15 protein-coding genes and 1 pseudogene are annotated in these 20,006 nt (G+C 73.1%); 6 read left to right on the forward strand and 10 right to left on the reverse strand.

Translation table 11 applies throughout. From position 1 onward, the window contains the following. The first annotated feature begins 404 nt into the window (after nt 1-404). From ACQVFL_RS03995 to ACQVFL_RS04010, 4 genes are all read left to right on the forward strand, one after another. A complete protein-coding gene (locus ACQVFL_RS03995) occupies nt 405-3,875 on the forward strand; it encodes a nitrate- and nitrite sensing domain-containing protein (protein ID WP_431728708.1) in 3,471 nt (1,156 codons plus the stop codon). Next, nucleotides 3,872-4,276 carry a roadblock/LC7 domain-containing protein gene (locus ACQVFL_RS04000; protein WP_131057168.1) on the forward strand — a complete coding sequence of 135 codons (405 nt, stop codon included), beginning with the start codon at nt 3,872-3,874 and terminating at the stop codon, nt 4,274-4,276. Before ACQVFL_RS03995 ends, ACQVFL_RS04000 begins: the two co-directional genes overlap by 4 nt. Nucleotides 4,277-4,376: 100 nt before the next feature. Then, nucleotides 4,377-4,754 carry a DUF742 domain-containing protein gene (locus ACQVFL_RS04005; protein WP_091416218.1) on the forward strand — a complete coding sequence of 126 codons (378 nt, stop codon included), beginning with the start codon at nt 4,377-4,379 and terminating at the stop codon, nt 4,752-4,754. A gap of 1 nt (nt 4,755) precedes the next feature. After that, nucleotides 4,756-5,349 carry a GTP-binding protein gene (locus ACQVFL_RS04010; RefSeq protein WP_117228677.1) on the forward strand — a complete coding sequence of 198 codons (594 nt, stop codon included), beginning with the start codon at nt 4,756-4,758 and terminating at the stop codon, nt 5,347-5,349. 75 nt (nt 5,350-5,424) lie between these two features. Here the strand turns inward: ACQVFL_RS04010 and ACQVFL_RS04015 are convergent, their stop codons facing one another. The 10 genes and pseudogenes from ACQVFL_RS04015 to deoC all read right to left on the reverse strand — a co-directional run bounded on the left by ACQVFL_RS04015 (nt 5,425) and on the right by deoC (nt 18,379). Next, on the reverse strand, nt 5,425-5,547 hold the full coding sequence (locus ACQVFL_RS04015; RefSeq protein ID WP_396692485.1) for a hypothetical protein: 123 nt from the start codon (nt 5,545-5,547) through the stop codon (nt 5,425-5,427). A 147-nt stretch (nt 5,548-5,694) separates the two neighbouring features. Next, nucleotides 5,695-7,023 (reverse strand): annotated as a pseudogene (locus ACQVFL_RS04020) (transposase); the annotation flags it as partial. 1,075 nt (nt 7,024-8,098) lie between these two features. Then, the gene (locus tag ACQVFL_RS04025; protein ID WP_431728709.1) at nt 8,099-9,160 is read right to left on the reverse strand and encodes a DNA primase; all 1,062 of its coding nucleotides are present in this window, start codon (nt 9,158-9,160) and stop codon (nt 8,099-8,101) included. 170 nt (nt 9,161-9,330) lie between these two features. Further along, the gene (gene cydC, locus ACQVFL_RS04030; RefSeq protein ID WP_396692489.1) at nt 9,331-11,175 is read right to left on the reverse strand and encodes a thiol reductant ABC exporter subunit CydC; all 1,845 of its coding nucleotides are present in this window, start codon (nt 11,173-11,175) and stop codon (nt 9,331-9,333) included. After that, entirely contained in the window at nt 11,172-12,842 is a 1,671-nt protein-coding gene (gene cydD, locus ACQVFL_RS04035) for a thiol reductant ABC exporter subunit CydD (RefSeq protein WP_396692491.1), read from the reverse strand. Before cydD ends, cydC begins: the two co-directional genes overlap by 4 nt. 127 nt (nt 12,843-12,969) lie before the next feature. After that, nucleotides 12,970-13,845, reverse strand: a complete 876-nt coding sequence (locus ACQVFL_RS04040) for a M56 family metallopeptidase (protein ID WP_396692745.1) — start codon at nt 13,843-13,845, stop codon at nt 12,970-12,972. A gap of 40 nt (nt 13,846-13,885) precedes the next feature. Next, nucleotides 13,886-14,386 (reverse strand): BlaI/MecI/CopY family transcriptional regulator, encoded by a 501-nt coding sequence (locus tag ACQVFL_RS04045; RefSeq protein WP_431728710.1) that lies wholly within the window; start codon nt 14,384-14,386, stop codon nt 13,886-13,888. 780 nt (nt 14,387-15,166) lie between these two features. Beyond that, nucleotides 15,167-15,991 (reverse strand): aldehyde dehydrogenase family protein, encoded by an 825-nt coding sequence (locus tag ACQVFL_RS04050; protein WP_431728711.1) that lies wholly within the window; start codon nt 15,989-15,991, stop codon nt 15,167-15,169. Then, nucleotides 15,984-17,414 (reverse strand): aldehyde dehydrogenase family protein, encoded by a 1,431-nt coding sequence (locus ACQVFL_RS04055; RefSeq protein ID WP_396692497.1) that lies wholly within the window; start codon nt 17,412-17,414, stop codon nt 15,984-15,986. Before ACQVFL_RS04055 ends, ACQVFL_RS04050 begins: the two co-directional genes overlap by 8 nt. A 5-nt stretch (nt 17,415-17,419) precedes the next feature. Then, the gene (deoC, locus tag ACQVFL_RS04060) at nt 17,420-18,379 is read right to left on the reverse strand and encodes a deoxyribose-phosphate aldolase (protein ID WP_431728712.1); all 960 of its coding nucleotides are present in this window, start codon (nt 18,377-18,379) and stop codon (nt 17,420-17,422) included. A 131-nt stretch (nt 18,380-18,510) separates the two neighbouring features. Here deoC and upp point away from each other — a divergent pair, with 131 nt between their 5' ends. Next, the gene (gene upp / locus ACQVFL_RS04065) at nt 18,511-19,143 is read left to right on the forward strand and encodes a uracil phosphoribosyltransferase (RefSeq protein ID WP_396692500.1); all 633 of its coding nucleotides are present in this window, start codon (nt 18,511-18,513) and stop codon (nt 19,141-19,143) included. Between the two features lie 79 nt (nt 19,144-19,222). Continuing rightward, on the forward strand, nt 19,223-19,897 hold the full coding sequence (locus ACQVFL_RS04070) for a GOLPH3/VPS74 family protein (RefSeq protein WP_396692502.1): 675 nt from the start codon (nt 19,223-19,225) through the stop codon (nt 19,895-19,897). The last annotated feature ends 109 nt before the right edge of the window (nt 19,898-20,006 follow it).

Here is a 20,006-nt window from a genome sequence, read left to right on the forward strand (position 1 = left end):
TCGGGTTATCACCTCGACGGCCGTTTCGGCGTCCCAGGAAGCGGGCGACTCCCAGTCGATCTGGCCATCTCGGCGAGGTAACGATGGGTCATTGCCATTCTTGTAGAAATCGTCCAAACAGAGCACTGGCAGACCGGTTTGTCGTGCTACGTACGACTTTCCGGAGCCGGAGGGGCCGGCGAGGAGGACGACTCGGTGCGGGGGTTCCATTACCTTCAGTGACTCCGAACAGACGGACCGCGATCAAATTGCGTCAACATCTCATCACACCTTTGGCTGGGGCCAACCTGGGCTTTCTCTTTCCCGAGAGGCGTGATGGAATCTCGGATGGTCCGACCCGCCGGGTCGGCTGCTGGGCGTTGTCCGCAAGACAACGCGGACGCTGCAATCACGAGGGCGGTGACGTGAGCAAACGACCGAAGACGGCAGGCTCCTTCCTGTCGCGTATGGGCCGGCCGGTCGGTCGGCTCCGCGACATGCCGATCTGGTCCAAGCTCGGTCTCATCATGATCGTGCCGACCATCGCCACGGTCGTCGTGGGCACGAGTGGTCTGGTCGACCACCTGGACTCGCTCGGCGACGCCAACCGGGCTGGTGACCTCGCCGAGCTCATCGGGCACTCCGGTGCCCTGGTGGATGGTCTCCAGGACGAGCGGACGGCTGCCGTCCTGCTCCTCGGCGTGGCACCGCAGCCGGCCGGGCAGGGCGAGTCGGAGGCGAAGAAGAACGCCTCCGCGCGCTACAGCGACGTCGCCGGCGCCGTGGACCGGGCCGCCGACCCCTACTCGTCGCAGCGCTCCGACCTCACCGACCTGCCGCCCAGCCTCCAGGACCTGTTGACGCAGATCGACGAGCGCCTCGGTGACCTGCCGGGCACCCGGAGCCAGGTGATCAACGGCAAGTTCAAGATCACCGACACGCTCCAGTCGTACGACGAGCTGATCAACCAGCTTCTCTCCGTGCGGGACTCGGCCAGCCAGCTCGCCGGTGACAACGACCTGAGCGACCGGATGCGAGCCTCCGCCGCCGTCGCGCGGGAGAAGGAGTGGCTCTCCGTCCGTCGGGTGGTCGTGCACCGCGCCATGATCCAGGGCGGCATGAGCTCGACCCTGCGCACCGACTACATCTCCAGCGAGACCGGCCAGCAGCAGGCGCAGCAGAGCTTCAACGCGGTCGCCACCGAGGCCGAGGCGGAGTTCCACGCCCAGACCATCGGCGGTGGTGACCGCCGGCAGGCGACGATCTACATCAGCCAGGTCAACGCCGACACCTCGGACACCCTCAGCGGCCTCGACTTCACGCCGGAGGAGTGGGACACGGCGATGGTCGCCAACGGCCGACTGATCCGGTCGGTGGAGTCCAAGTTCGACTCGGACGTCGCCGCCGAGGCCGCCAACCTCCGCTCCGACGTGCAGCGGCAGGTGTTCCTGGAGACCGGCCTGCTGCTGACCACGCTGCTGTTCGCCATCTTCCTGGCGTTCCTGGTGGCCCGCTCGATGGCCCGCTCGCTGCGCGACCTCCGACAGGGTGCGCTCTCCATCGCCCAGTACGGCCTCCCCCAGGCGGTGGCCCGGCTGCGCGACCCGCAGGTCACCGGCCAGCTCTCGCCGATGCAGCTCGCCAACCAGATCGCCGAGCCGCTCCCGGTCCGCAGCAAGGACGAGTTCGGGCAGGTGACCGAGGCGTTCAACGCCGTCCACCTGGAGGCGGTCCGGACCGCCGCCGAGCAGGCCGCCCTGCGGGCGTCCGTCGCGACCATGTTCGTCAACCTCGCCCGCCGTTCGCAGATCCTGGTCGACCGGCTGATCGGCCACCTCGACCGGCTGGAGCGCGGCGAGGAGGACCCGGACCGGCTGGCCGAGCTGTTCCAGCTCGACCACCTGGCCACCCGGATGCGCCGTAACGACGAGAACCTCCTGGTCCTCGCCGGTGCCGACTCGACCCGTGTGCAGCGGGAGCCGGCTGCGCTGATCGACGTGCTCAGGGCCGCCCAGTCCGAGGTCGAGCACTACACCCGGATCGAGTTCGGCGTCATCGACCGGGACATCGAGGTCGCCGCGCACGCCGTCAACGACCTGGTCCACCTGGTCGCCGAGCTGTTCGACAACGCGACCGCGTTCTCCCCGCCGGACTCCCAGGTGCTGGTGGAGGCCCGCCGGGTCGGTGACCGCGCCACGCTGTACGTCGAGGACCGGGGCATCGGCATCAGCGCGGAGCAGTTGACCGACCTCAACGAGCGTCTCGCCACGCCGCCGCAGGTGGACGTCGCGGTTTCCCGGATGATGGGCCTGGTCGTGGTCGCCCGGCTGGCGTCCCGCCACGGCGTGCGGGTGGAGCTGCGTCCCGGCAACGACCGGGGCACCGTCGCCGACGTCACGCTGCCGCCGACCGTGCTCGTGCCGCGTGCGCTGTCCGGCCGTGGGCAGCAGCTCCCGGCGCTCCCGCCGGTCGCTCCGCCCCCCGGTCCGGCCCCCGCGTTCGGCGGCATGCCGCCGAACGGCCACAACGGCCACGGTCCCGGTGCTCCGGCGGCTCCCGAGCCGCGTTCCGGTGGTTCCGGCAACCAGGTCACGCTGGGCGGTCGGCCCTTCGATCCGGCCAGCCGCAACGGTGCCGGTCGGCCGGGCTCCATGGCCGGTGCGGGCAATCTGCCCGCCTGGTCGGACCTGACCGGTGCCAGTGGCGTCCAGGGCGGGAACAACTTCCCCCCGCGGACGTCCAACGGGTCACCGCACGACCCGCTGCCGCAGCGTCGGCACACCGACGAGCCGACCGGCCCGACGCAGCAGCCGCACATCCCGCGCCAGCTTCCGAGCAGCCCGGAGGCGTCGCCCTACGCGCCGCCCGCGGTGTCCGCCCCGCCGATGCCGCCGGTCTCGGGAACGCCGTACTCCGCGCCGCCGGTCTCCGGCGCTCCGGTCTCCGGTCACCCGGTCTCGGGCTCCCCGGTCTCGGGTGCTCCCGGCGGGCTGCCGCAGCGGCCCGTCTCGCCGGGCACCGGATACCAGCAGCCCTCGGCTCCGCCGGCCTGGCCGCCGGTCGCCGGGGAACCCGCCGCCCCGGCGGTGCCGGAGCGGCTGGCCGCCGCCCTGGACATGACCACCGAGCTGCCCCGGGTGTCGCGTCCGGCACCGCAGCAGCAGGCGCCGTCCGCCTGGCCCGCCTCGGCCCCGCAGCCGCAGCCGACCACGCCGACTCCGCCACAGGCCCAGAATCGGCAGCGGTACGCGGATGAGACGATGGAGCTGCCGATCTTCCGGGAGCTTGAGTCCGCGTGGTTCCGCACCCGTCGTCCGGGACCGGAGGAGTCGGCCGGGGCCCGCCAGCCGGCGGCCAACGGTGCCACGACGACCCAGCAGATCACCGCGATCGACCCGGGTCGGCCGGCACCGCAGACCCCGACCGCGACGACAGGTAACGCACCGATGGCAGACACTCCGGCGGCCGCCAGCGCGCCCGGCGGGAACGGCGCGAACGGTGGGCCCCGTCCGGGTGGCGAGAACAGGCCCTCGTACCGGCCCGCACCGCAGGATAGTGTGTGGCAGACCGCGGCCGACGACGGTTGGCGGGCCGCCAGCGCGGCCAGCCAGACGCCGGCCGCCGCCGCGACCACGCAGACCGGGCTGCCGAAGCGTACGCCGATGGCCCAGCTCGTGCCGGGTGCGGTGGAGAAGCCGGCGGCCACGGTGCAGAAACGCAACCCCGAGTCGGTGCGCGGTCTGCTCTCCGCCTACCACCGGGGTGTCCAGCGGGGACGTAACCACCCGTCGGACAGCAACCCGACCGGCCCGGAGGGAACTTCGGGCGGGCAGCAATCCTCGCAGTCTGGCTCAGGCCCGGTGGCCGGGAGCGGGCAGAAGGAGCAAGAAGGATGACTAGTACGCAGGATCTCGGTTGGCTGCTGGCCAACTTCGCCGATCGGGTACCCGGTGTCGCGCACGCGGTCGCCGTCTCGGCGGACGGCCTGCTCCTGGCGTCGTCACGAGACCTTCCGCGGGACCGGGCGGACCAGTTGGCGGCGATCGCCTCCGGCCTGGTCAGCCTGACCCAGGGTGCCGCCCGCTGTTTCGAGGGAGGGGCGGTGCTGCAGACCGTGGTCGAGATGGACAACGGCTTCCTGTTCCTGATGTCGATCTCCGACGGCTCGTCGTTCGCGGTCCTCGCCGCGCGGGCCAGTGACGTGGGACAGGTCGGGTACGAGATGGCCCTGCTCGTGGACCGGGTGGGCGATGCGCTGACCCCGGCCCCACGTACCGCTGTCGGGATGATGGGCTGATCGTCGCGCCAGCCGGTGGGGCGGGCGAGGCGCGAACACTACACACGAGGAGTAGCACCGGCGCGAGCCGGTGCCGGGGACGAAGGAGGTGAGCGGCGACATGGCCGATCGTGACGAGCCGACCGGCGCTTTGGTCCGTCCATACGCCGTTACCCGCGGTCGTACCCGTCCTCGCCTCGACATCGCCCTGGAGGCGCTGGTCGAGACCACGGTGCGCGGTCGTGCCGTTGCCACAGGCAACGGCGGGCAAGGCCGAGAGCACCAGTACATCGCCGCGCTGTGTGACGGACGTGTGCAGTCGCTCGCCGAGATCGCGGCGCGCATGCAACTTCCGCTCGGCGTGGCCCGGGTGCTCATCGCCGACATGGCGACGGACGGCCTGGTCGCGGTCCACGAGCCGACCATCCTGGACGACTCGGACGACGCGGTGGGCACTGAATTGCTGGAGAGGGTGCTGAGTGGACTTCGCAGGCTCTGACATGTCGCACCGTCCGCCGACCCCGAGCGGGCGCGTGACGTCGGCGAAGATCGTTATCGCCGGTGGATTCGGCGTCGGCAAGACGACGCTGGTCGGCTCGGTCTCGGAGATCACGCCGTTGACCACCGAGGCCATCATGACGTCCGCCGGTGTCGGCGTCGACGACACCCGGCAGGTGCCGGGCAAGACGACGACCACGGTGGCCATGGACTTCGGTCGGATCTCGATCGATCGTGACCTGATCCTGTACCTCTTCGGTACGCCGGGTCAGACCCGCTTCTGGTTCATGTGGGATGAACTGGTCCGGGGCGCGATCGGCGCGGTCGTGCTGGTGGACACCCGCCGCTTGGCGGACTGCTTCGCGGCGATCGACTTCTTCGAGCACCGGCGGCTGCCGTACCTGGTGGCCATCAACTGCTTCGACGGCATGCAGTACCACGATCCGCAGGACGTCCGGGAAGCGCTCGCTATCTCCAGCGACGTGCCCGTCGTGGCCTGTGACGCGCGGAACCGCGAGTCGACGAAGCACGTGCTGATCTCGCTGGTCGAGTACGTGCTCACGATGCGCCGCACCCGGGCCGTCGCTCCCGCCTGACGATCGGTCGACGCGCCCGGTGCCGCCCAGGACGGCACCGGGCGCGAAATGCTGTCCGCAGGCCCGGCCGGCGGCTCAGCTCAGGCGGGTCCAGGCAGCACCGTCGACGCGGTAGACGCCGAGCGAGTGACGCTCCATGCCGAAGGCCAGCGACACGAACGGCAGGCGCTGCTCCTGTGCCACCTCGATGACCGACATCGAGGTCTCCGCCAGCGTGCCCCCGCCAGGGCGTACACGTCCTCGCGGCCGGGTGACGGCGGTCTGCCGCTCCCGGCCCCGTCGACCCGACGTCGAATCATCCGGCTCTGGGTAGGAACACGCAGGTGAGCGGGGGCGCGGCGGGCGTCAGGACCGGTAGCCGGCGGAACGGTACTCGTACTCCCGGTCGTCGTCGCGCTCGCCGGTGTCCCGGGTGAAGTCCCAGCCACCGGCGGACTCCCGGCCCGGTCGGCCACCGACCGCGAAACCGCCGATCTCCTGTCCGCGACGCCAGCCGCGGAAGTAGCCGGTGGTGTTCTCGGCCAGGCTGGCCGCGTCCCGGACGATGCGCAGCGGACGCTCCTCGCGCAGCGGCGAGCCCGGCACGAGGTTGGCCTGCGGCACGCGCTTGGGCAGACCGGCACCGGTCTCGGCGCCGACCGCCGGACGGGCGGCCTGTTCGGCCGCCTCCCACCCGGTGTCGGCCAGGCTGGACCAGTCCAGGTCGGCGCTCTCGCCGTGGCCGACGAACCAGGCGGACCTGGCCTGGGCGAAGATCAGCAGGTCGCCGTCGCCCTCGTCGGGGACCGGCGGCGGCCGGTGCTCCACCGGCGGCTCCGCGTGGCGCGTCGGCGGGGTGAGGTCCAACCGCTCCACCGGGCGTCCGGCGCGTGCCGGGTCACTCCGGTCGACCAGCCGCAGCGGCGGGGTCTCCTGAGCCGACTCGGCGGCGTTGCGCAGTGCACGGTCGGCCAGCGGCGGCGGCTCGACCAGCCGCAGCACCGGCGGCTCCGGCGGCAGATCGTCGGCGAGCCACGGCGGGGTCACCCGACGCTCGACACCGAGATCGGCGGGCGGCTGTGGTGCCTCGTGCCGCTTCCGGTCGTCGTAGGCGGAGCTGACCACCGGGTTGAGCGGCGAGGTCACGGCCGCCGGGTTCTCCGGGTTGTTCACCAGCGGCCAGTTGGCCCGTGATCCCGGGGGCGCCGCCGGCTCCTGGTCGGGCCGGGGCGCCGGAACCGGAACGCTGAGGTCGGTGGCGCTGAACCCACCGGTCGGCGGTTCGCCGGTGGTCTTCGGGCGCGGCGGGATGATGGTGCGCTGACGCTCGGCCCGCGCGCTGTTGATCGCCGCGGTGGTGAGCGTCGGCCGGAACGGCTCGCCCGCCTCGGCCGGTGGCACCGTCCCGCGCTGGGTGGGCGCGATCGGCGTGATGCCGGGCGGCGGCGGGGGTGGCGTCGAGATCGGACGGTTCGTCGGGCCGTCGATCCGCGACGAGCCCGGCTCGGCGTGCGTCGGCGGCGCGGAGACCGGCGGACCGGCCATCGCGGCCGGGGTCAGCGGGTTCGGCGCGACGGGCGGCGGCGCGACCGGTGCGGGGGCCACCGGCGGCGGGCCGAGCGGGCGCGGCGACGCGGGACCGGTGCCGGGCTGCGGCTCGGGCCGGCTGCGGCGGCCACCGCCGGCCGGCTCGGGGCCGGTGGGTCGGACCGGGCGTAGGCCGGGCGCGGGCGTCGGTGCCGGAGCGGCGGCGGAGGGCAACTCGCCCACCGGCTCGCCACGTCGGGCGGCGGCCCGGCGTCCGGCGGCCGGCGCGGGGGTCGCGGTGCGGGCGTGCAGGGCGCCGACCAGCGCCTCACAGCCGGCGTCGCAGGCCCGGACCGAGGCCACCGCCTGTCGGATCGTCTCGGCGGCGGCGGAGGTGAGGGCCCGGTTGACCGTGGACCGGCGCGGCGTCTCGGAGATCGCCACCCGCAGCGCGGTGACCGCCTCGTCGATCGCCTCCGCCTCGCCCGCGCCCTCCGCAGCCAGTTGGGCGGTGACGGCGTCGGCGGTGACCGCCGCGTCGCGACCCCGCCCTGCGGCGTCGGTGAGCATGCCCGGCTCGGGCAGCGCGTCCAGCACCGCCAGCGGGATCGACTCGGCCGGATCCGGGTAGGCGCGCAACGCGGCCGGGTAGAGCTCGCGCAGCACCTCGCGGAGCGCGACTGCGGCGGAGTGCCGACCGGTGGCCAGGGCGGCGTGCGCCGCGAGCACCTGCTTGTAGCCGGCGAGGTCCCGGGGGGCCGGCAGGGTCACCGCGGACAGGGCACCCGCCTGGAGGGCACGGGCCAACCCGACGGCCCGTCGGACGGCCGGTGGCGCCTGCATCTCCTCCAGCGAGTCGTCGTCGGCGAACCGCTCGGCGAAGTCGTCGACCGAGTCGTCGTCGGCGATCGCCAGCGGACGACCGGCGGCGCTGAGCAGCGAGGTGACGGTGTGGTCGTCGCTGTCGGCCGCTATCGCCGCACCGCTCGGCCCGCCTGAGCGCTCCACGAGCAGCGTGACCAACAGGGCGTAACCCGCCGGGTCGTCGCTCACCTCGCAGACATGCAGCAGACGGCCTGCGTCGTCGACCACAGCGGACGTCAGCGTCGAACCGGCCGAGACCGGCCGGCCGGCCGGATCCGCCGAGGCCAGACCGCAGTACACGCGCACGAGCGCCACGGCGTCGTCCTCCTCCCGGAACACACGGTTTTCTCTGCCAGGAACTGATGCTCCCTGGTGCGCGTCAGTCGCGCCAGTCCACGACCGCAGAGATCTTTCCGACAATGGTCCGCCAACCCAGACTTGCGGTCTGTGCCCCGATTTTCTTCAGCTTACGTCGGCCGAGGAATCCACCGATCCCACCCTTGACAGAGGCGCGCAAAGCCTCGTCCAGATCGTCGAGGCTGGAACCGCTGGACAGCATGTCGAGCACGGCGGGCAGGCGCAGCGCGTACGACAGGTCCCGAGCGACCTCGCCCGCCTCGATGAGCAGCGTCGGATCCCAGGTGTCGTGGCCGCCCCGGAGGTTCTCCACTACCAGATCGAGCTCGTAGACGTCCTCGTCGAGCGGGGCGATGTCCGCCGGTTCCACCCGTTCGGACAATTCATTCCAGCTGTCTAGCTGGGACAGATCGTTGGGCGCGCCGGAACGGACGAAGCTGACCAGGGATTCCGGAGTCTTGAACAGCAGCAGCCGTCCCTGGTGGCTCAGGAAGACCGGCACCTCCTCGTCGCCGGCGTCGTCCTCCGCCTTCTCCTCGGCGTCGGTGTCGTCGGTGTCGCCGTCCTTCTTCGAGGCGGTCTTGCCCGAGGCGGTCTTGCCCGAGTCCTCGTCGGTGTCCCGCTTCTCGTCCTCGTCGCTCTCGGCGAACTCGCGGGCGACGTCCTCGTCGAGGATGACCACGTCCTCGTCGTCCTCGTCGTCGGTCTCGACGACCTGGCGACGGGCCAGGAACGGGTCGTCGGCGTCGCGTTCCGCCACGTCGGTGGGGGTCAGGTCACGGGCCGGCCGATAGGCCCGCAGGGTGAAGCCGGTGCCGGCGGGCAGAGCGACCTCGATCGGGTCGATCCGCAGCTCGTCCCAGAGCGCGCGGGCCGCCTGGGCCGACGCGGTGTCCGACTCCTCGACGTCCGACGACTCGTCGTCGGCCTCCCGCTCGGCGGGGTCCGGCTCGGCGACGGCCTCCGGCTCGGTGGCGTCCGGCTTGGCGGGGCCGGTGGTGTCATCGAGCTCGGGCTCGTCGGCGTCCGGCCGTTGGGGCGACTGGCGGGCCACGGTGACCTCCGTGTGCGTCGGGCTGCCCACTCACCGACTCGATGTCGATGAGTGACTCTGGGCACATACCCTAGTGGGCTGCTCTGGGTAATCGGTGCCCGCACCCCGGTGGCGGCACCCACAGCCGGTGCGCCACGCCACCGTCGTCCGCCTGGCCGGTCGGTGCCGGGCGTTCCGACACCGGCGACACGCCGTACAGGTCAGGGTCGGTGCGGTCCGGAGAGCGCGAGGTAGCCGTGCTCGGCGGCCTGCTGCACCACCCACTGGTCGCGGTACCAGCCGTCGGTGTCGACCAGTTCCGCGTGTGGTCCCCGCTGGACCATCCGACCGGCGTCGAGCACCAGCACCTCGTCGAGCCCGTCGAGCCCGGTGAGCCGATGCGTGATCAACAGCACCGAGTGTCCGGCCGGTGTGGCGGCCAGGGTCGAGGCGAGCACCTCGTCGGCGGCGACCGGGTCGAGACCCTCGGTCGGCTCGTCCAGCACCAGCACGCCGGGCGCGGCGAGCAGCGCGCGGGCCAGCGCCAACCGCTGACGCTGACCACCGGAGAGCTGCCCGCCCTCCTCGCCGACCACGGTGTCCCAGCCCGCCGGCTGTGCGCGTACCCAGTCCGCCAGACCGGCGGCCTCGGCGGCGGCGGTCAGCGCGGCCTCGTCGGCGTCGGGGCGGCCGAGGAGCAGGTTGTCCCGGACGGTGGCGTGGAACACGTACGCCTCGGCGAGCAGCCCGCCGACCGCGCCCGGCAGGTCCTCCGGCGGGTACGTCGACACGTCGCGTCCGGCCAGGCGCACCCGGCCGGAGTCCGGGGACACCGCACCGGTCAGCACGGCGGCGAGGGTGCTCTTGCCGGCCCCACTCGGACCCACCACGGCGACCCGGCGGCCGGGCGGCAGGTCGAGGTCGAACCGGTCGAGCGCGGCGGGCGCCCCGGCCCGGTAACGGACGGTGACCTCGTCGAACCGTACCCGGGGGACGCCGCCGTCGGACGCCGACCGCCCACCGGTGGCGTCCGGGCGCGGCGTGGCCGACGCGTCGGTGTCGCGGCGCGACGGGACCGGCGCGGCGGAGCGGTCCTCGGCCGGTGCCAGCAGCGGAGCGACCCGGGCCAGTCCGGAGCGCAGCCCGGTCCACTGTCGGGCGGCACCGACCAGCGCGAGGGCGATCTCCACGGCGGCCAGGGTGCCGACCGCCAGCACCCCGGTCAGCGCACCGGACACGTCGGCCCGCAGCGCCACGACCACCACGGCACCGGCGGTCAGCCCGGCCACCAGCATCCCGAGGCCGTCGACGGCGAAGCCGAGCGCGGCGAGCCGCCGCTCCAGCCGGGCGAGTCGACGCGCCCGCCCACCGGCGGCGTCGAGCGCACCGGCGGTGGCACCGAAGGCGGCCAGGTCGGCCGCGCCGTGGGTGAGGTCGACGGCGTCGGCGGCGAGCGCACCGCGCAACGGCGCCAGCTCGGCGGCGGCCCGTCGGGTCAGCGCGGTGGCCAGCAGCGGCAGGCCCACCCCGGCGACCAGCAGACCGACGGCGAGGACGAGCGCGGCCGACGGCGCGACCAGCACGGTCAGACCGACCGCCACCAGGCTCACCGTCGCGGCGGCGGCAGCCGGTACGAGCACCCGCAACAGCAGGTCCTGCACCGCCTCCACATCGGAGACCAGGCGACTGAGCGCGTCCCCGCTGCGCGGCGGGGCACCCCGTCGGGCGGCGAGGGTGGCGAACACCCGGGCCCGGACGTCGGTGACGAGCCGGAGCACCGCGTCGTGCCCGGCCAGCCGTTCGGTGTAGCGCAGCACACCCCGGCTCACCGCGAGCGCCCGCACCGCGACGATCGCCACGGTGAGCCGGTCCAGTTCCGGTCGACCGGCGGCGGTCATCAACAGCCAGGTGGCGGTGGCCATCAGGGCCAGGGCGGCGAACTCGGTGGCCGCCGCGAGCAGCCCCGCGCCGACCAGCCGCCGCAGGTACGGCCGGGCCAGCCGGAGTACAGCGGCCTCGGGTGAGGAGCCGACGCGACCGGTCGTGGTGGGCCGGGTGGCGCTCATCGGGCCTCCCCGGCCGCCTGCGGGGTCAACTCGGTGACCCGACCGTCCTCGACACGCAGGACCCGGTCGGCGTCGTCCAGCAGCGCGGGCCGGTGCGCGACCAGCAGCGCGGTCCGTCCGGTCACCAGCCGACGGGTGGCCGACAGCACCACCGCCTCGGCGGCGGCGTCCAGGCGCGCGGTCGGTTCGTCGAGCAGCACCACCGGCGCGTCCCGCAGGAACGCCCGAGCCAGCGCCACCCGCTGCCGCTGACCGCTGGACAGGCCGTGCCCGCGTTCGCCGAGCCGGGTGTCCAGCCCGTCGGGCAGGGACTCGACCACCTCGTCCAGCGCCGCGTCGCGCACCGCGACGGCGACCGCCTCCGGTGTGGCGTCGGAGGTGCCGAGGCGGATGTTGTCGGCCAGCGACGTGGCGAACAGGTGGGCCCGCTGCGGCACCCAGGCCACCTGGCGACGCCATCCGTCGACGTCGGCGTCGGCCAGGTCGACACCGCCGACGGTGACCCGTCCGGAGGTCGGTGCGACGAAACCGAGCAGCAGGCCGAGCAGGGTGCTCTTGCCCGCACCGCTCGGACCGATGATCGCCACCCGCTCGCCCGGCCGGATGGTCAGCGTGACGTCCCGCAGCGCGGTGGTGCGCTCGTACGCGACCGTCACCGCCTCGAACCGGATCTCGCCGCGCCCGTCGGGCGACGCGCCCTTACGCGGCGCGGGCGTCGGGGCGGACTCGGAGAGCGTGAGCGCCTCGTCCAGCGCGGTGAGCCCCTCCATGCTGGCGTGGAACCGGCTGCCGGCGGCCCGCAACGGCAGGTACGCCTCCGGAGTGAGCAGCAGCACCAGCAGCGCGGTCTGGAGCAGCAGGCCGCCGTCGAGCAGGCGCAGCCCGACCGGGACCGCCACCAGCGCCACCGACAGGGTGGCGACCAGCTCCAGCACCAGGGCGGAGAGGAAGGCGATGCGCAGGGTCTTCATGGTGGCGATGCGGTGCCCGTCGGCCATCCGTCGGACCGCGTCGGTCTGTGCCCGCGCCCGCCCGAACGCCCGCAGCGTCGGCAGCCCCGCCACCATGTCCAGGAAGTGCCCGCCGAGCCGGGACAGCCGCCGCCACTGCCGTTCCGTGGCGGCCTGGGCCTGCCAGCCGAGCAGCGCCCCGAAGATCGGGATGAGCGGCAGGGTCAACGCGATGATCACCGCCGAACTCCAGTCGGCGAAGAGGACCCGACCGAGCACCGCCACCGGCACCGTGACGCTCAGCACGAGCTGCGGCAGGTAACCGGTGAAGTAGGCGTCGAGCGCGTCCAGCCCACGACCGGCCAGGGTGGCCAACTGCCCGGCCCGCTGGCCGGCGACCCAGCCCGGTCCGTGTCGCGCGACTGCGCCCAGCAGGTCGGCCCGCAGCGCGGCCTTGACCGTGGCCGCCGCCCGTGCCGAGACCGCACCCTGCGCCCAGACCACCAGCGCGCGGGCCGCGACGGCGACCACCAGACCGGCCAACGCGACGCGGTCCAGCCGACCGGCGTACGCGGTCGCCAGCAGCGCCGCCAGGGCGGTGGCCTGCGCCACGACCAGCCCGGCGGCGAGCACCCCGAGCAGCGCGAGCAGCATGAGGTCGCGCCGGGCCGCGGGGACCCGGCGCAGCAGCCGCGGGTCGAAGGGGCGGCGGCTCACCAGCGCACCGGTGCCCCACCGTCGGTCCGTCCCCGGAGAATCCGCCAGCACATCGCCTGGCAGCCTAGCCGGGGCGCGACGAGCGCCCACGGGCGCGGAGCGGGTACGCGGGACACCACGTCGGTCGTCAGCTCAGGAACAGTGAGATGGGCAGGGCCGCCACGGTGGTGGCCACGGTCAGCGCGGCGGCACCGATCAGCCGGGCCGGGCGTTCGGCGACCATCAGCCGCTGCACCCGTACGTCCAGGTCCCGGTCGCCCAGACCGAGCGTGCCGGCCGGCGTGATCCGGTTGCCGGCGGCGGCGAACCGCCGCAGCGCACCGGCCAGCGGGGCCTCCGCGTGCAGTTCCCGGGCCTTGTCGTCGGCGCGCATCTCGACCAGCAGCGACACCCGCTCGTGCGCCTCGTGCACCCAGCGCAGCCAGGGCAGCGCCCGGCACAGCGCGGTGAACGGCAGCAGCACCAGATCGTGCCGTTCCTCGGCGTGCGCCCGCTCGTGCGTCAGCACCGCCGCCAGCTCAGCCCGGTCGAGCAGACTCAGCGTGCCGGCGCTGACCACCACCCGGGGCTTCACCCCCGGTAGGCAGTACGCCGCCGCGCCCGGATGGTCCAGCACCAGCGCCCCGGGGACGGTGGGGTCCCGCCGGGCCACCAGGGCCAGCAGGTCCCGGTGTCGACGCTGCGCGCGTACCGTGCCGTGGATGCTGCGTACCGTCGAGGTCAGCAGCACCGCGCCGATGCCGAACCCGATGCCGACCAGCCCCAGGTGCACCGGGCCGACGCCCACCGGAAGCGTGCTGTGCCACAGGTCGTTCGCGAGCGCGAGCAGCGCGCTGCCGGTGCCCCGGTCGTAGGCGGCCAGCCCGATCGCGATCGGCAGGCCCATCGCGGACAGCCCGGCGGCCAGGCCGACCGCCTGCCAGCACAGGATCGCGACCCGGGGGGTGCGCCACGTCCACGTCGAGCGGGTGAGCACCTGCGCGATCAGCCAGCAGGCCAGCATCGCGGCGGCGAAGTGCACGGTCTGCGCCACGTCGTCGCCCCTACCGCTCGGCGGTCTCGTCGGCCCGACCCGGCCGGGTCGCCCGGTCCCGGCGGATCGCCTGTTCCGGTGCGGGTGCCTCGACCTGATCGGCCAGCGCCGCGCCGTCACCGGGCCCGTCCGGCGTAGCCGACGTCATCCCGGCCTCGGCGGAGAGCGCGGCCCGCAGGACGTCCGCCTCGGTGCCGGTCACCGAGCGGGCGAACCGGACCAGCGCCGCGTCGCGGCTGCCACCCAGGTCCAGGGCGTCGAGCATGATCTGGGCGATGTACGCCTCACGGCTGGCTGCGGCCCGGTACCGCCAGGCCCGCCCCTCCCGCTCGCGCTGCACCATGCCCTTGCCGGCGAGCCGGTCCAGCACCGTCATCACCGTCGTGTAGGCCAACTCGCGCCCGGCCAGCGCATCGGCGACCTCGCGGACCGTCACCCCACCGGACGTGGCGGGCACCGTGTCCCACAGCACGTCCATCACCGCACGCTCAAGATCCCCCAGCCGAGTCACCCCTGAATCCTACCCCCGGTAGTAGACCCCCCGGTCCCCGCACCACCCCCACCCCCCGCCTCGCCTCAACATCCGCCCACGTCGAGCATCCGTCCCACGCCCGCACCCCGCGTCGGTCGTTCGGCTTACGGGGCTGGCGTCCGGCGTCCGGCGTTCGCTCCCGCTCCGGGTCTGGCGTCCGGCGTCGGTCGTCCGCGTTCCGCGTCGGCTGTCGGGGCCGTGCCCCGCGTCCGGCTTACGCGTCCGGCGTCCGGCATCTGGTTCCGCATCCGGGTCCGCGTCCGGCTTGCGCGCCCGGCGTCCGGCATCCGGGTCCGCGTCCGGCTTGCGCATCTGGGTCCGCATCCCGCTTACGCGCCCGGCGTCCGGCCCGCGTCCGGCTAATTCGTCCGGGTCCGCGTTCGGCGTCGACACAACTTCCTGGAAACTGCTGCCTCCCGACCACCCCGACACAGCAACATCCAAGAAGTTGTGCAGATCTTGACCGTCCACCGGCGATGCCAAGCGAGCGCGACGCACGAGCGGGCGCGATGTGCGTCAGGCATGCGTCAGGCGTGGCCCAGGCGTGCGCCAGACGTGCGCGAGAACACCCGCCACTCGCCCCGCTGACCCATCACTCAGCGAAAGGCGGCACCCGAAAGCCGCCACCGACCCTCGGACCGGACCACGAAAGGTTTCCGGGGGGAGCCCACCCGCGCAGGGATCAAGCCTGACCGCCCGGAGCGGGTGGGCTCCCCCCGGAAACCCCCACAGCGAGAAACCCAAAGAGCAAGAAAGGAATCACACCCCCTTGGGATGCCACACCGTCTTCGTCTCCAGCAGCGCCGTCATCCGCCCGAGCCCCGGGTCAGCGGACCAGTCGTGCCCGGAGCCCACCGGCCGGAGCACCCGCTTGAGGTTCTCCGCCGCCTTGATCTCCAGGTCGACCGCCAGGTCCGCGTCGGCGACCCCGGTCAGGTCGATCGCGTTGACGTCCATGTGTGCGGCCAGCGTGGGCACGGTCTCCGACAGCCGCCCGGTGAGGATGTTGACCACGCCGCCGGGCAGGTCGGAGGTGGCGAGCACCTCGGCGAGGGTGATCGCGGCCAGTGGCGCGTCCGGTGAGGCGGCCACCACGACGGTGTTGCCGGTGACGATCGCCGGGGCGATCACGCTGACCAGGCCGAGCAGGGCCGGGCTCTCCGGGGCCACCACGGCCACCACGCCGGTCGGCTCGGGTGCGGAGAGGTTGAAGTAGGGGCCCGCGACCGGGTTGGCGCCGCCGTACACCTGCGGCAGCTTGTCGGACCAGCCCGCGTACCAGACCCAGCGGTCGGTGGCGGCGTCGACCTCGTCGGCCCGTACGCCGAGACCGATGAACTGGTCGCGGCGGCCCTCCAGCATCTCGGCGACGCGGTAGAGGATCTGACCCCGGTTGTACGCGGTCGCCCCGGCCCAGCCCTTGACGGCGGCGCGGGCGGCGACCACGGCGTCCCGCGCGTCCTTGCGGGAGGCCAGCGACACGTTCGAGTCCTGCACGAGATACGACCGTCCCGACTCGCTACGCGGGAACTTCCCGCCGATGAAGAGCTTGTACGTCTTGCGTACCGCGACCCGCTCAGACATTGAGGTACGCCTCCAGCCCGTGCCGGCCGCCCTCGCGGCCGTAGCCCGACTCCTTGTAGCCGCCGAAGGGCGAGGTCGGGTCGAACTTGTTGAACGTGTTGGCCCAGACGACTCCGGCGCGTAGCCGGTCGGCCGTCCACAGGATGCGGGAACCCTTCTCGGTCCAGATCCCGGCGCTGAGCCCGTACGGCGTGTTGTTGGCCTTCTCCACGGCCTCGGCCGGGGTACGGAAGGTCAGCACCGACAGCACCGGGCCGAAGATCTCCTCGCGGGCGATCCGGTGGGCCTGGGTGACGCCGGTGAAGATGGTCGGCGCGAACCAGAAGCCACGGTCCGGCAGCTCGCACGGCGGCGACCAGCGCTGCGCGCCCTCGGCGGCACCGGCCTCGGTCAGCTCGTGGATCCGGGCGAGCTGGGCGGCGGAGTTGATGGCACCGACGTCGGTGTTCTTGTCCAGCGGGTCACCGACGCGCAGCAGCGCCATCCGGCGCTTGAGCGATTCCAGCACCTGCTCGGCGACGGACTCCTGCACCAGCAGGCGGGAACCGGCGCAGCAGACGTGCCCCTGGTTGAAGAAGATGCCGTTGACGATGCCCTCGACCGCCTGGTCGACGGGGGCGTCGTCGAAGACGATGTTGGCGGCCTTGCCGCCGAGTTCCAGGGTGAGCTTCTTGCGGCTGCCGGCGACGGCGCGGGCGATGGCCCGGCCGACGTCGGTGGACCCGGTGAACGCGACCTTGTCGACGCCGTCGTGTTCGACCAGGGCCCGGCCGGTCTCCCCGGCACCGGTGACGATGTTGACCACACCGGCCGGCAGGTCGGCCTGCTGGCAGATCTCGGCGAACAGCAGTGCGGTCAGCGGGGTGGTCTCGGCGGGCTTGAGCACCACCGTGTTGCCGGCGGCGAGCGCCGGGGCGATCTTCCAGGCCAGCATGAGCAGCGGGAAGTTCCACGGGATGACCTGCGCCGCCACGCCGAGCGGACGCGGGTTCGCGCCGAACCCGGCGTGCTCCAGCTTGTCCGCCCAGCCGGCGTAGTAGAAGAAGTGCGCGGCGACCAGCGGCAGGTCGACGTCGCGGGACTCCTTGATCGGCTTGCCGTTGTCCAGCGACTCCAGCACGGCCAGCTCACGCGAGCGTTCCTGGATGAGGCGGGCGATCCGGAACAGGTACTTGGCCCGGTCCCGGCCCGGCATCGGACCCCAGACCTTGTCGTACGCCTTCCGCGCGGCGCGGACCGCGCGGTCCACGTCCTGGCTGCCGCCCTCGGCGACCTCGGCGAGTACCTCCTCCGAGGAGGGGCTGATCGACTTGAAGCTGCCGCCGTCGGCCGGGTCGACGAAGGTGCCGTCGATGAACAGGCCGTACGAGTCCTTGATGTCCACCACCGAGCGCGACTCGGGGGCGGGTGCGTATTCGAACATCGCGTTCAGTCCAGGGTGAAGTAGTCGGGACCGGCGTAGACACCGGTCGTCAGCTTGGTGCGCTGCATGAGCAGGTCGTTGAGCAGGCTGGACGCGCCGAAGCGGAACCAGTCCGGGTCGAGCCAGTCCGGCCCGACGGTCTCGTTGACCATGACCAGGTACTTGACGGCGTCCTTGGTGGTCTTGATGCCGCCGGCCGGCTTCACGCCGACCTGTCGACCGGTGGCGGCGCGGAAGTCGCGGACCGCCTCCAGCATGACCAGCGTCACCGGCAGGGTGGCCGCGACCGGGACCTTGCCGGTGGAGGTCTTGATGAAGTCGCCGCCGGCCAGCATCGCCAGCCAGGAGGCGCGGCGTACGTTGTCGTAGGTGGCCAGTTCGCCGGTCTCCAGGATCACCTTGAGGTGGGCGTCCCCGCAGGCTTCCTTGGTCGCCACGATCTCGTCGTACACCTCGGCGTAGCGGCCGGCCAGGAACGCGCCCCGGTTGATGACCATGTCGATCTCGTCGGCGCCCGCCTCGACGGCCGCTCGGGTGTCGGCGAGCTTGATCTCCAGTGGCGCCTGACCGGACGGGAACGAGGTCGCCACGCTGGCCAGGTGCACGGCAGACCCGCGCAGCACCTCGGCCACGTACGGGACCATCGCGGGATAGACGCAGACCGCGCCGACGTGTGGGCAGGACGGGTCGGCCGGGTCGGGGCGCAGCGCCTTGGCGGCGAGCGCGCGTACCTTGCCGGGGGTGTCCGCGCCTTCCAGCGTGGTGAGGTCGACCATTCGGATCGCGAGGTCGATCGCCTGTGCCTTGGCGGTGGTCTTGATGGAGCGGGTGCCGAGTTGGGCTGCCCGCTGCTCCGCGCCGACCTGGTCCACGCCCGGTAGGCCGTGCAGGAAGGTCCGCAGAGCGGTCTCGGATCGTCCCAGCTCGGAGAGGTCCGACCGGGCCGACGTCGCTGTCGCCGTCATGCGCCGAAGTCTACGCAGGCGGGAGCCACCGGTCTTGATCATGACGGCGGGCGGGCGTCCCGGGTGAGCGACGTCGCTGCTGCGGGCCGGGGACCGCGCGTCGGGGTCCGGGGCGGGTAGGTTGAGCGATCGTGGACGTACTCGTCATTGACCATCCGCTCGCCCAGTCCCGGCTGACCGCCATGCGGGACGAACGGACCGATTCCGCCTCGTTCCGGGCGGCGCTGCACGAACTCACCACCATGCTGGTGTACGAGGCCGCGCGCTCCTTCCCGATCGAGCGGTACCCGGTGCAGACCCCCGTCACCGGCACCGAGGGCACCCGGCTGGCCAACCCGCCGCTGCTGGTGCCCGTGCTGCGGGCCGGTCTCGGCATGGCCGACGCGGCGTTGGGGCTGCTGCCGGAGTCGTCGATGGGCTTCGTCGGGCTGGCCCGGGACGAGGAGACCTTCGAACCGCGCGCCTACATGGAGTCGCTGCCCCGCGACCTGAGCGGCCTGCCGGTGCTGGTCCTCGACCCGATGCTGGCCACCGGCGGCTCGTTGGAGCACTGCTGCCGACTGCTGGCCGAGCGCGGCTGCACCGACATCACGGTGCTCTGCGTACTCGCCGCACCGGCCGGGATCGCCCGACTGGAGCGGTCCGGCCTGCCGCTGCGTCTGGTCACCGCATCGATCGACGATGGCCTCAACGACAGCATGTTCATCGTGCCGGGCCTCGGGGACGCCGGGGACCGCCAGTTCGGCGGCATGCCCCGGTTCTGATCCGTCTGTCTTCGTCCCACGCTCGTCGTGGCGGGTTTGTCGTGCGGGCGGTGGTGTCGAGCGGCTACCGTCTCGGGCCATGACTGGTGTTCCGCTCGCCGAGGAACTGCTCCTACTGGCGTACGACGACGAATCCGGCAAGGCGACCATGCCCCGGATCAGCCTCGACCTGGGCATGGCCGCCGCCGTGTTGATCGAGCTGGCCCTGGCGGGTCGGATCGCGTACGCCGAGGGCGCCCTGACGGTGGTCGACGCGACACCGACGGGCGAGCCGGTCACCGACGACGTGCTGTCCCGGATCGCGGCGGACACCCCGCACAGCCCGTCCTCCTGGGTGCAGCGGCTGCGGCACGGTCTGCGCGACAAGGTCCTCGGCGACCTGTGCGCGCACGGGGTGGTGCGGGACGTCGACGAGACGGAGTTGGGCTTCATCCACGTACACCGCTACCCGGTGCTGGATCCCTCGGTCGAGGCGGAGACCCGCCAACGGCTCGCCGCCGCGCTGACCGGCGAGGCACCCGACGAGCGGACCGCCGCGCTGGCGACGCTGGTCGCCGTACTCCGGATGGAATCGGCGCTGGGGGCACCCGGTGAGGACGCCACCGAGGCCCGCCGCCGGTTGGAGGAGATCGCCAGCGGAGCGGGCTTCTCCGGCGAGGTGGGCCTGGAGAGTTCCGTGGTCCGCCCCTCGGTCGGCCTGGTGGTCGCCGCCCTCGGCCGCGCCGTCCAGGCCGCCCTCGGCCCCCGTCGCTGACCCCACCCGCCCCCGCCGCCCTGCGCGCCGTCGCCGTGCCCTGTGCGCCGTCGCCGTGCCTCGCCGCTGCCCTGCGCGCCGATCATGGAGTTGTGGTCGCAAGATTGTG

Source organism: Verrucosispora sp. TAA-831 (genome assembly GCF_050780145.1).
Lineage (GTDB): Bacteria > Actinomycetota > Actinomycetes > Mycobacteriales > Micromonosporaceae > Micromonospora.